General features: G+C 70.3%; 10 protein-coding genes and 1 tRNA gene. 10 read left to right on the top strand and 1 reads right to left on the bottom strand.

Annotated elements, in window-relative coordinates; genetic code table 11:
* Positions 1-2: 2 nt before the first annotated feature.
* Positions 3-971, bottom strand: coding sequence for an acyl-CoA desaturase (locus tag AB0I42_RS19430; protein ID WP_357538913.1), 969 nt, complete (start codon positions 969-971; stop codon positions 3-5).
* Between the two features lie 138 nt (positions 972-1,109).
* Here AB0I42_RS19430 and AB0I42_RS19425 point away from each other — a divergent pair, with 138 nt between their 5' ends.
* The 10 genes from AB0I42_RS19425 (at position 1,110) to AB0I42_RS19380 (ending at position 11,556) form a co-directional block, all read left to right on the top strand.
* A complete protein-coding gene (locus AB0I42_RS19425; RefSeq protein ID WP_357538912.1) occupies positions 1,110-1,814 on the top strand; it encodes a helix-turn-helix domain-containing protein in 705 nt (234 codons plus the stop codon).
* Between the two features lie 46 nt (positions 1,815-1,860).
* Positions 1,861-1,932: transfer RNA gene (locus AB0I42_RS19420), tRNA-Gln, on the top strand.
* Positions 1,933-2,040: 108 nt separating this feature from the next.
* Positions 2,041-3,558, top strand: coding sequence for a bifunctional UDP-N-acetylglucosamine diphosphorylase/glucosamine-1-phosphate N-acetyltransferase GlmU (gene glmU / locus AB0I42_RS19415; protein WP_357538911.1), 1,518 nt, complete (start codon positions 2,041-2,043; stop codon positions 3,556-3,558).
* A gap of 46 nt (positions 3,559-3,604) precedes the next feature.
* On the top strand, positions 3,605-4,585 hold the full coding sequence (locus AB0I42_RS19410; protein ID WP_357538910.1) for a ribose-phosphate diphosphokinase: 981 nt from the start codon (positions 3,605-3,607) through the stop codon (positions 4,583-4,585).
* Between the two features lie 369 nt (positions 4,586-4,954).
* Complete coding sequence (locus tag AB0I42_RS19405; RefSeq protein ID WP_357538909.1) at positions 4,955-5,620, top strand: 50S ribosomal protein L25/general stress protein Ctc; 666 nt, start codon at positions 4,955-4,957, stop codon at positions 5,618-5,620.
* 106 nt (positions 5,621-5,726) lie between these two features.
* Complete coding sequence (pth, locus tag AB0I42_RS19400; protein ID WP_357538908.1) at positions 5,727-6,317, top strand: aminoacyl-tRNA hydrolase; 591 nt, start codon at positions 5,727-5,729, stop codon at positions 6,315-6,317.
* 120 nt (positions 6,318-6,437) lie between these two features.
* Positions 6,438-8,210 carry a sugar transferase gene (locus AB0I42_RS19395; RefSeq protein ID WP_357538907.1) on the top strand — a complete coding sequence of 591 codons (1,773 nt, stop codon included), beginning with the start codon at positions 6,438-6,440 and terminating at the stop codon, positions 8,208-8,210.
* Between the two features lie 52 nt (positions 8,211-8,262).
* Positions 8,263-9,126 carry a 3'(2'),5'-bisphosphate nucleotidase CysQ gene (locus AB0I42_RS19390; RefSeq protein ID WP_357538906.1) on the top strand — a complete coding sequence of 288 codons (864 nt, stop codon included), beginning with the start codon at positions 8,263-8,265 and terminating at the stop codon, positions 9,124-9,126.
* Positions 9,127-9,340: 214 nt separating this feature from the next.
* The gene (gene cysD / locus AB0I42_RS19385; RefSeq protein ID WP_357538905.1) at positions 9,341-10,252 is read left to right on the top strand and encodes a sulfate adenylyltransferase subunit CysD; all 912 of its coding nucleotides are present in this window, start codon (positions 9,341-9,343) and stop codon (positions 10,250-10,252) included.
* Positions 10,252-11,556 (top strand): GTP-binding protein, encoded by a 1,305-nt coding sequence (locus tag AB0I42_RS19380; protein WP_357538904.1) that lies wholly within the window; start codon positions 10,252-10,254, stop codon positions 11,554-11,556. The genes cysD and AB0I42_RS19380 overlap by 1 nt, the downstream gene beginning before the upstream one ends.
* Positions 11,557-11,596 lie beyond the last annotated feature (40 nt).

Here is an 11,596-nt window from a genome sequence, read left to right as displayed (position 1 = left end):
GCTCACTGCGGTGTGGTTGATTTGACCAGCTTCGCGGCGATCCGCTCCTGCTTCGGCCACCGTACGTCCGACGCGGCGCCCAGCTTCTCGAACAGCCAGATGACCCGGGCCGAGATGTCGACCTGCCCGCGCAGCACGCCGTGCCGGGCACTGGTGGGGTCGGCGTGGTGCAGGTTGTGCCAGCTCTCCCCGAACGACACGATCGCCAGCGGCCAGAAGTTCGAGGCGCGGTCCCCCTGCCGCACCTCGAACGGGCGCTCGCCGTAGACATGGCACACCGAGTTGATCGACCAGGTGACGTGGTGCAACAGGGCGATGCGGACCAGGCCGGCCCAGAAGAACGCGGTCAGCGCGCCCTGCCACGACCAGGTGACCAGGCCGCCGATCAGTGCCGGAGTCAGCGCCGAGATGATCACGAGGACCGGGAAGAGGCGGTCGACGCGCCGGATGTCCTTGTCGGCCAGCAGGTCGGGGGCGAACCGGGCCCGGTTGGACAGCTCGCGGTGGAAGAGCCAGCCCACGTGGGCGTGGAAGAGACCCTTGGTCAGCCCCCAGACGCTGGTGCCGAACCGCCACGGCGAGTGCGGGTCGCCCTCGACGTCGGAGAACGCGTGGTGCCGCCGGTGGTCGGCGACCCACTGCGTGACGTTGCCCTCGACGGCGAGCGAGCCGGCGACCGCCAGGGTGATCCGCAGCCACCGCTTGGCCTTGAACGATCCGTGGGTGAGGTAGCGGTGGAAGCCGACCGTGATACCGAGGCCCGCGACGAGATACCAGACCAGGCCGATCGCCACGTCCGTCCAGCTCAGCCAGCCACCCCAGGCCACGGGTACGGCGGCGATCAGGGCGAGGAACGGGACGATCACGAAGGACCAGAGGGCGATCTGGATGCCGAGCGGCTGCTTGCCCTCGGTGAGCGGCTTGGGGGCGTTGGCGGTCCGGGGCGGTGGTGGCTGGACTGCGGTGGTCATGGCACCTCGATGCGTGCGGGGGAGATCAATAACTTACGCCTACGTTACCGTAACTTACGGTGCCGTAGCTATTCATCGACCATCCTGCGTACGTGGAACCCTCGCTCGAATCCGTACGCCTGTGCGAGCGTCGAGGGCATGACGGATCCCCTGGCCACCGAGGCCCAGCCGACGGAGCGAAGGACCAGAGCCCTGGCGATGCGGGCCGCCGGCCGGTCGGTGCCGAGGATCGCCGACGAGTTGCAGGTCGCCAGGTCCACCGTCTACGGATGGGTGCGGCACATCCCGGTCGACCCGGAGCGTCGGGCCGAACATCGCCGGGCACACGCGAAGGTGATGACGGATGCCCGCTGGGCGGGACATCACGACGAACGGGAGCGGCGGCGGGCCGTGGCCCATGACGCCGCCCGCGCCCGGATCGGCGTCGTCGGCGACCGCGACCTGATGCTGGCCGGCGCCGTCATCTACTGGTCCGAAGGACGCAAGTCGAAGCCGTGGCGACGCGACGAGCGGGTCACCCTGACCAACAGCGACCCGCGTCTGGTGGAGCTGTTCCTACGGTTTCTGGCGGTGTGCGGGATAGGGCGGGACGTGCCGCACTATCGGGTCAGCATCCACGAGTCCGCCGACGTGGCCGCGGCCGAGGCGTGGTGGGCCGAGGTCCTTCGGTTGCCGGCCCACCGGTTCCGGCGGGCCACCCTGAAACGCCACCGCCCGACGACCACCCGCCACAACACCGGCGACGACTACCACGGATGCCTCGTCGTGGAGGTGCCACGCAGCCGCGAGCTGTACTGGACGATCGAGGGAATTGTCGATGCGGCGGTCGGCCGGCACGGTTAAGGTTGCGGCCGGCGGTGGGCGAGGCAGTAGGCTGACACCGTCTCTTTCGGCCGTGGTGTAACTGGCAACACCCGGGTCTTTGGTACCCGTATTTCAGGTTCGAACCCTGGCGGCCGAGCTCAGCCCGTTGGGCGGGTTTCTACTCCGGTGTAACCGGACGGCGTCAGCCCGGTCATGGCTAGCATGGGGCCGCAGACAACCAGTCGCCCCGACGGGAGCCTTTCTCGTGCCTCAGTCCCGTACCCGCACCGTCGTCGTCCTTGCCGCCGGTGAGGGCAAGCGGATGAAGTCAGCACTGCCCAAGGTCCTGCACCCGCTGTTGGGTCGTACCCTGGTCGGTCACGTCCTGGCGGCGGCCGCGCCGGCCGCTGCGGATCGCACCCTGGTCGTGGTCGGCCACGGCGCGGACCAGGTCGCGGCGCATCTCGGCGAGATCGCCCCGGAAGCGGTTCCGGTGCTGCAGGCCGAGCAGCGCGGCACCGGTCACGCCGTACGTATCGCGGTCGAGGCGATCTCTGACGCCGAGGGCACCGTCGTGGTGCTCAACGGCGACGTGCCGTTGTTGCGGCCGGAGACTGTCACCGCGCTGGTCGAGGCGCACGAGACCGCTGGTGCCGCCGCCACGGTGCTTGCCGCCGAGGTCACCGACCCGACCGGGCTGGGCCGGATCGTCCGGGACGCCCGGGGTGGCCTGGAGCAGATCGTGGAGGAGCGCGACGCGACCGCGGAGCAGCGGGCGATCCGTGAGATCAACGCCGGCATCTACGCCTTCGACGCCCGGCTGCTGCGCGGGGCGCTCGGCAAGCTGTCGACCGACAACGACCAGGGTGAGGAATACCTGACCGACGTCTTCGGGCTGCTGTCGGCGGCGGGTGAGGCGGTCGCGGTGCACGTGGCCGCCGACGCGACGGAGACGCTCGGTTGCAACGACCGGGTCGAGTTGGCCGCCCTGCGCCGGCTGCTGCGCGACCGGGTCAACGCCGGCTGGATGCGGGCCGGGGTGAGCATCCTCGACCCGGAGACGACCTGGGTCGACGTGACGGTGCGGCTGGAGCGGGATGCCGTGCTGGACCAGAACACCCAGCTGCGGGGGAGCAGCGTGGTCGGCGAGGGGGCCGTCGTCGGCCCGGACGTGACGCTGATCGACACGACGGTGGGCGCGGGCGCCACGGTGCTGCGGGCGCACGCGGTGCAGGCCGAGATCGGGCCGCAGGCGAGCGTCGGCCCGTACGCCTATCTGCGGCCGAAGTCGCGGCTGGCGCGTAAGGCGAAGGTCGGTACGTTCGTCGAGACCAAGAACGCCGCGGTGGGCGAGGGGTCGAAGGTGCCGCACCTGTCGTACGTCGGTGACGCGACGATCGGCGAGCAGAGCAACATCGGTGCGGCGACGGTCTTCGTCAACTACGACGGGGTGGCCAAGCACCATACGACGATCGGTAGTCACGCGCGTACCGGTGCCGACAACATGTTCGTGGCGCCGGTGACGGTCGGTGACGGTGCCTATACGGCGGCCGGTTCGGTGATCATCAAGGACGTGCCGCCGGGTGCGCTGGGCGTGGCGCGTGGTGAGCAGCGCAACATCCCCGGCTGGGTCGAGCGGCGCCGGCCGGGTACGGCGGCGGCGGAGGCCGCGGCGCGGGCTGCCGGGACGGGGCCGGGGGCCGGTGTCGAGGGTGAGGGATTGCACGTCATGGCCGACGCAAGTGAACGGGATTCGACCTCGGGTGATACTGCACTCGAATAGTCCCGGAGCCACCGGCACCACCGAACGTACGGGAGCAGACGAGCCGATGGGCAGCATCGTCGCCGAAAACCGCAAGAGCCTGATGCTCTTCTCCGGTCGGGGGTTTCCCGACCTTGCCGAGGAGATCGGCCAGGTGCTGGGCGTGGCACCGACGCCGAGCGATTCCTACGAGTTCGCCAACGGTGAGATCTTTGTTCGATACCGGGAGTCGGTGCGTGGCTCGGACGCCTTCGTCGTCCAGTCCGTGACGCACGGTGTCAACAAGTGGGTCATGGAGACGCTGATCATGGTCGACGCGCTGAAGCGCGGGTCGGCCAAGCGGATCACCGTGGTCCTGCCGTTCTATCCGTATGCGCGGCAGGACAAGAAGCACCGCGGCCGGGAGCCGATCTCGGCCCGGCTGGTCGCCGACCTGCTGAAGACGGCGGGAGCCAACCGGATCCTGACGGTGGACCTGCACACCGCGCAGATCCAGGGTTTCTTCGACGGCCCGGTCGACCACCTGTTCGCGATGGACACGCTGGCCGCCTACGTCGAGTCGAAGTTCGCCGGCCGGCCGATGACGGTCGTCGCGCCGGACTCCGGCCGGGTGCGGGTGGCGGAGCGCTGGACGGACCGGTTGGGTGGTTGCCCGCTGGCGTTCATCCACAAGACGCGTGACCCGTCGAAGCCCAACCAGGTGGTCGCCAACCGGGTCGTGGGTGAGGTCGAGGGTCGGGTCTGCCTGATCGTCGACGACATGATCGACACCGGCGGCACGATCACCAAGGCTTCGGAGATCCTCTACGACGCCGGTGCGGCCGACATCGTGGTGGCGTCGACGCACGCGCTGCTGTCCGATCCGGCGACGGAGCGGTTGAAGAACAGCCGGATCAGCGAGGTGGTGGTGACCAACACGCTGCCGCTGCCGCCCGAGAAGCGGCTCGACAAGATCACCGTGTTGTCGATCGCGCCGCTGCTGGCGCGGGCGATCCGGGAGGTCTTCGACGACGGTTCGGTGACCACCCTTTTCGGTGGGCTGAGCTGACTCGAGGCGTCCCCCGCGCCGGTTACCGGCGCGGGGGACGCCCCATCCGGGGGATCAAAGCCGATTGGCCGGGTACGGCGTCAGGGCCGGTCGGTGGCTCGGGTAGACTTATGCGGTTGCCATGGCGAGGGTGCCCTGCGGGCCGCTGCTGACCGAACCAGCGCTTGACGGCACGATGTGACACAGTGCCGGAAGGTGCGGTGTCGACACCGTGCGAAGAGCCGGTGCCGGGAAGGCACAGCCGCATGGGGGCACCGTCATCGACACGGTGCTCCGGGCAGTGCGCCTCTTTCGAGGAGCCCCAGCGAGCCCCCCGCCCGGCACCGCCAGCCGACGTCCCGCCGCAGCCATAGCATCAGGAGTTTCCCCGTGTCCGAGGTAAAGATCAGCGCCGAGCCCCGTACCGAGTTCGGCAAGGGTGGTGCCCGTCGTACCCGCCGGGCCGGCAAGGTTCCGGCCGTGCTTTACGGCCACGGCGAGAAGCCCCGCCACATCGCGCTGCCGGCGCGGGAGTTCGCCGCCGCGATCCGGCACAACGGTGCCAACGCGCTCTTCGCGATCGACGTCACCGACGGCACCCAGGTGCTCGCGGTGTCGAAGGCGATTCAGCGTGACCCGATCCGTGACACGTTCGAGCACGTCGACCTGCTGCTCGTACGCCGCGGCGAGAAGATCACCGTCGACGTACCGGTGCAGCTGATCGGCGAGGCGGCCCGCGACACGCTGATCGTGCACGAGCACGCGACGCTGTCGGTCAACGCCGACGCGACCAAGCTGCCCGACCACCTGGAGGCCTCGATCGAGGGCCTGACGGCCGGTTCGCAGGTCACCGCCGCCGACGTGAAGCTGCCGGCCGGTGCCGAGCTGACGGTCGACCCGGAGCTGGTGGTGGCCGTGGTGACGGTGGCGCCGACCGCCGAGCAGCTCGAGGCCGAGGGTGGCGAGCCGGTCGCCGAGGAGACCGCCGAGGTCGCCGAGGACGCGGCGGAGGAGACGGGCGAGGCCGCCGAGGCCGAGGCCACGGCCGAAGCCTGATCGAAAGCGTTTCAGCCAGGCGTCCCCGATCCGTTCGGGGACGCCTGTTCTGTTTCCGGGTTGTCGGCGAGGATTTCCGGGGAAGTCGGCGAGGAGAAGGACGAACATGTCGGACGTTGCTCACCCGTGGCTGGTGGTCGGGCTCGGCAATCCGGGCCGGGAGTACGCCGGCAACCGGCACAATGTCGGCTTCATGGTCGCCGATCTGCTGGCGGGCCGGGTCGGGGCGAAGTTCGGCCGGCACCGGCGGGCGGTGGCGGACGTGGCCGAAGGGCGGCTGGGGTTCGGCGGGCCCAAGCTGGTGATCGCGAAGCCGTTGACGTACATGAACCTGTCCGGCGGGCCGGTGGCGGCTCTGGCGCAGTTCTACAAGGTGCCGCCGGGGCAGGTCGTCGCGGTCCACGACGAGCTGGACATCGCCTACGGGCAGTTGCGGGCGAAGTCTGGTGGCGGCGAGGGCGGGCACAACGGGCTGCGTTCGATGTCGAAGTCGCTCGGGACGAAGGACTACCTGCGGGTGCGGTTCGGTGTCGGCCGCCCGCCGGGCCGGCAGGATCCGGCCGACTACGTGTTGTCTGACTTTTCGACCGTAGAGCGTAAGGAGTTGGAGTTCCTGGTCGACCGGGCCGCCGACGTGGTGGAGGCGGTGGTGACCCGCGGGCTGGAGTGGGCCCAGAACACCTACCACGCTTCGTAGCGGCGGTCCGGCGACGCCGTGTCGCCTGTCCCGTTTACGCGTTGGTCACGGCAGACGTACCCGTTGTGGTGGTCTGTTCGTGGTTGCGGGTTTTCGGGAGGCAGGGTGCAGCGGTGGTGGTTGAGTGACTTCGATCCGACCGCGGGGGCCCCACCAGGGCGGCAGGACGACACGATCGTGCTGCCGTTCTTCGATTTCTCGGTGGTGCCGACCAGTCCGGCGCCGGCCGGTGGCGCCGCCCGCCCGCTGACGGTCGCCCGGGCCGATCCGGAGTTGGTTCGCGACATCGAGCAGGCGTTCGATCCGGTGGACCGGTCGGGCCTCGATCTCGACGACCGGTTCGATCTTCTCGACGACCCGCATCTTCTCGATGATCAGGGCGCGGGACGGCGGGCACGCCGGGCCCGCGAGTCGGCCGGCGGTGCCCGTCCGGCGCGGCACGCGACGCGGCCGCCGTTCTGGTCGCGCCGGGTGCCGGGGCGTCATGCCGCGGTGCCGCGCCGCGCCGCCTGGGAGTCCCGGTACCGGTCGACGCTGCTGCTCGCCGATCTCGGCGTGGGGCTGGCGGCCGGGGCGCTGGCGTTCGTGCTGCGCTTCGGGCGGGTGACCAGTGTCGAGGACCGGGTCTATCTGTTGTTCTCGGTGCTGTTGCCGGTGGCGCTGGTGGCGGTGCTGGCGCTGGCACGGGCGTACGAGAGCAGGTTCCTCTTCGTCGGGACCGACGAGTACCAGCGGGTGATCCGGGCGGGGCTGGGGCTGACGGCCGGGGCGGCGATCGTGTCGTACGCGTTCGACATCCCGACGGCCCGGTCGTACGTGCTGGTGGCGTTGCCGGCGGCGGCGTTCGCGGCGGTGGTCGTACGGTTCGCGCTGCGCAAGCGCCTGCACCGGGCCCGCGAGCGGGGCGAGTGTCTGCGCCGGGTGGTCGTGGTCGGGCACGAGTTGGCGATCCTGCACGTCACCCGGCAGTTGCGTCGGGAGCGGTATCACGGCATGGAGGTGGTGGGGGCCTGCCTGCCGCCGAGCCGGGCCGGTGACGTGGACCTGCCGGTCCTGGGCACGTTCGACGACGTGGCCGAGGCGGTGCGGGGGTCGGCGGCGGACACCGTGGTCGTGCTGTCCTGCCCGGAGCTGGACGGGCAGGCGCTGCGCCGGTTGGCGTGGCGGCTGGAGCGCGACGAGGTGGACCTGATCGTGGCGAGTGCCTTGATCGACGTCGCGGGTGCGCGTACGACGATCCGGCCGGTGGACGGGCTGCCGATGCTGCACGTCGAGCATCCCCGGCTGGAGGGGGGCGCCCGGGTGGTCAAGGAGGTCGTGGACCGGGTCGGTGCGGCGTTTCTGCTGGTACTGCTGGCCCCGGTGCTGCTCGCGGTGGCGGTCGCCATCCGGCGTGACTCACCCGGCCCGGTATTGTTCCGTCAGGTGCGAACTGGCCGCGACGGCAGTCCGTTCCTGATGTACAAGTTCCGCAGCATGTATCTCGACGCCGAGGCGCGGCTGGCGGAGCTGGCGCATCTCAACGAGCACGACGGGGTGCTCTTCAAGATCCGTGACGATCCGCGGGTCACGCCGGTCGGCCGTTGGTTGCGCCGGCTGTCCCTGGACGAGCTGCCGCAGTTGCTGAACGTGCTTCGGGGGCAGATGTCGCTGGTCGGCCCGCGTCCGCCGTTGCCGCAGGAGGTGGCGGCGTATCCGGACGACGTCCGGCGGCGGTTGGCGGTCAAGCCCGGAATGACCGGTCTGTGGCAGGTTTCCGGCCGATCGGACCTGTCCTGGGAGGAGGCGATCCGGTTGGATCTGCGGTACGTCGAGAACTGGTCGTTGTCCCTCGACATCGTGATTCTGATGCGTACGGTCACCGCCGTCGCCCGAACTTCCGGAGCGTACTGATGTCGGATCCACGGGTCTGCGTGGTTCGGCCGCTGCGAATGGAGGTCTGATAATGGCTACTCCTCCCGTGATCGACGGGGCGTTCGCGAGGTGGCTCGCCGAGCGGGCCGGGCAGGCCCTGCTCGACGTCCGGGCCGAGGTCGGGCACGACGATCCGGCGGCGCTGAAGGCGGCGGGCGACAAGGTCGCGCACGACCTGCTGCGTACGGAGCTGGCCCGCTGGCGGCCGGCCGACGCGGTGCTGTCGGAGGAGGACGACGGGTCGCGGCGGGCCTGGGTGGCCGGTGCCGGCGCGGGCGGCGACCGGGCGCCGGACGGCGACGCACCGCCCGCGCGGCTGTCCGCGGAGCGGGTGTGGATCATCGACCCGCTCGACGGGACCCGGGAGTTCTCCGAGGAGGGCCGGTCGGACTGGGCGGTGCACGTCGCGCTGTGGTCTCGGCAGGGTTCCGCCTCCCACCAGTTGGTCGCTGGCGCCGTGGCCCTGCCGGCGCAGCACCGGGTGCTGGGTACGGACCACCCGCCGGCCTACCCGCCGATGACCGTGGGGACGGCTGGTGCCGGGGGTGCCACGCCGGTCCGGCTGGCGGCGAGCCGTAGCCGGCCGCCGGCGTTCCTCACCGGCCTGGTCGAGGATGTCGGCGCGGTGCTGGTGCCGATGGGATCGGCCGGCGCGAAGATCGCCGCGGTGATCAGCGGCGAGGCCGACGCGTACGTGCACGCCGGCGGTCAGTACGAGTGGGATTCGGCCGCCCCGGTGGCTGTGGCGACGGCCACCGGCCTGCACGCTTCCCGAGTCGACGGATCTGCGCTGAAATACAACGAGCCTGATCCCAAGCTGCCCGACCTCGTGGTATGCCGCAAGGATCTTGCACCAAGGCTGCTTGCGGCGCTGCAACGGCATATCGGAGTATGATGGCTGTCTATGCCCTAGTGGCCTTGGCCGATCGGGAAGGTTGGGAATCCATGGTCGACGAAGCGTCGTCGAGGACGGCCCTGTCGCTGAGGACGGCCCCGTCGGGAGGGACGGCCCTGGCGGGAGGGACGGCCCTGGCGGGAAGGACGGCCCCGTCGGGAGGGACGGCCCTGTCGCGGGCGGGCGGCCCGGCGGGCACCGGGACGGTGCCGGCATGAGCGCCACCGCCGCCTACCGGGTGTCGCACCTGGACGCGCTCGAGGCCGAGAGCATCTTCGTGATGCGCGAGGTGGTCGCCGAACTGGAGCGGCCGGTGCTGCTCTTCTCCGGGGGCAAGGACTCGATCGTCATGCTCAAGCTGGCCGAGAAGGCGTTCGCCCCGGCCCGGATCCCGTTCCCGGTGATGCACGTCGACACCGGGCACAACTTCCCCGAGGTGCTCGACTACCGCGACCGCCGGGTCGCCGACCTCAGCCTGCAACTGGTGGTGGCCAGCGTCCAGGAGGCGATCGACGCCGGCCTGGTCCGCGAGTCCGCCGACGGGATGCGCAACCGGATCCAGACCCCGGTCCTGCTCGCGGCGATCGAGAAGTACCGGTTCGACGCGCTCTTCGGCGGCGCCCGCCGCGACGAGGAGAAGGCCCGGGCCAAGGAGCGGGTGTTCAGTTTCCGCGACGACTTCGGTCAGTGGGACCCCAAGAACCAGCGCCCCGAACTGTGGAGCCTCTACAACGGGCGGCACCACCCGGGCGAGTCGATCCGGATCTTCCCGCTGTCCAACTGGACCGAGCTGGACATCTGGCACTACATCGCGCGGGAGCGGATCCCGCTGCCGTCGATCTACTACGCGCACGACCGTGAGGTGATCGAGCGCGACGGCATGCTCTACGCGGTCAACGAGTTCATCCGGCCGCGTGGCGACGAGACCCCGTTCACCGCCCGGGTCCGCTACCGCACCGTCGGCGACGCGTCCTGCACCGCCGCCGTCCGCTCCGACGCCGACACCGTCGAACTCGTCATCGACGAGGTCGCCGCCACCCGGATCACCGAACGCGGGGCGACCCGCGGTGACGACCGGGTCAGTGAGGCCGCCATGGAAGACCGCAAGCGGGAGGGCTACTTCTGATGACGGCTCCGACGACGGAGGTGCTGACGGGCACCGCCGAGGGACGTCCCATGGACCTGCTGCGGTTCGCCACCGCGGGCAGTGTCGACGACGGCAAGTCGACCCTGATCGGCCGGCTGCTCTACGACACCAAGTCGCTCTTCACCGACCAGCTGGAGGCGGTCGAGGCGGTCAGCGCCGCCCGGGGCGACGAGTACACGAACCTGGCGCTGCTCACCGACGGCCTGCGCGCCGAGCGCGAGCAGGGGATCACGATCGACGTCGCCTACCGCTACTTCGCCACCCCGCGGCGCAAGTTCATCATCGCCGACACCCCGGGGCACATCCAGTACACCCGCAACATGGTCACCGGGGCGTCGACCGCCGACCTGGCGCTGATCCTGGTCGACGCCCGCAAGGGGCTGGTCGAGCAGTCCCGCCGGCACGCGTTCCTCTGCTCGCTGCTGCGGGTGCCGCACCTGGTCCTGTGCGTCAACAAGATGGATCTGGTCGACTGGTCGCAGGAGGTCTTCGAGAAGATCGCCGACGAGTTCACCGCGTTCGCGGCGAAGCTCGACGTGCCCGACCTGACGGTCATCCCGATCTCGGCGCTCAAGGGCGACAACATCGTCAGCCGGTCGGAGAACACCCCCTGGTACGAGGGCTCGTCGCTGCTGCACCACCTGGAGCACGTACACATCGCCTCCGACCGCAACCTGGTCGACGTCCGGTTCCCGGTGCAGTACGTCATCCGGCCGCAGTCGAACACGGTGACCGACTACCGGGGCTACGCCGGCCAGGTCGCGTCCGGCGTACTGAAGCCCGGTGACGAGGTGATGGTGCTGCCGTCCGGCTTCACCAGCCGGATCGCCGCGATCGAGACCGCCGACGGCCCGGTCGAGGAGGCGTTCCCGCCGATGTCGGTGACCGTACGACTGACCGACGAGATCGACATCTCGCGTGGCGACATGATCTGCCGGCCCAACAACGCCCCGGCGGTCGCCCAGGACGTCGAGGCGATGATCTGCTGGATGGACGAGACCCGTCCGCTGCAGGTCGGCGGCAAGTACGCCATCAAGCACACCACCCGGGCGGCCCGGGCGGTCGTCCGTGGTCTGCAGTACCGGCTCGACGTCAACTCGCTGCACCGCGACGAGTCGCCGACCGGGCTGTCGCTCAACGAGATCGGGCGGGTCCGGCTACGTACGACGGTGCCGCTGCTGGCCGACCCCTACCGGCGTAACCGGACGACGGGCGGCTTCATCGTCATCGACGAGACGACGAACCGTACGGTCGGCGCCGGGATGATCGTCGAGGCCAACTGACGGACCGGCGGCGGGGTCGGTCCGGTGTCCGGGCCGGCCC

The sequence above is a fragment of the Polymorphospora sp. NPDC050346 genome (genome assembly GCF_040655695.1).
Lineage (GTDB): Bacteria > Actinomycetota > Actinomycetes > Mycobacteriales > Micromonosporaceae > Polymorphospora > Polymorphospora lycopeni.
The sequence above is the reverse complement of the archived record's forward strand: the minus strand, read 5'-3'. Positions and strand labels throughout refer to the sequence as shown.

Excerpts from the sequence above, each read along its gene's own strand:
- pth (WP_357538908.1), top strand. The coding sequence starts at position 5,727 with ATGTCGGACGTTGCTCACCCGTGGCTGGTGGTCGGGCTCGGCAATCCG.
- AB0I42_RS19430 (WP_357538913.1), bottom strand. The coding sequence starts at position 971 with ATGACCACCGCAGTCCAGCCACCACCGCCCCGGACCGCCAACGCCCCC.
- AB0I42_RS19380 (WP_357538904.1), top strand. The coding sequence starts at position 10,252 with ATGACGGCTCCGACGACGGAGGTGCTGACGGGCACCGCCGAGGGACGT.
- AB0I42_RS19390 (WP_357538906.1), top strand. The coding sequence starts at position 8,263 with ATGGCTACTCCTCCCGTGATCGACGGGGCGTTCGCGAGGTGGCTCGCC.
- AB0I42_RS19425 (WP_357538912.1), top strand. The coding sequence starts at position 1,110 with ATGACGGATCCCCTGGCCACCGAGGCCCAGCCGACGGAGCGAAGGACC.
- AB0I42_RS19410 (WP_357538910.1), top strand. The coding sequence starts at position 3,605 with ATGGGCAGCATCGTCGCCGAAAACCGCAAGAGCCTGATGCTCTTCTCC.
- cysD (WP_357538905.1), top strand. The coding sequence starts at position 9,341 with ATGAGCGCCACCGCCGCCTACCGGGTGTCGCACCTGGACGCGCTCGAG.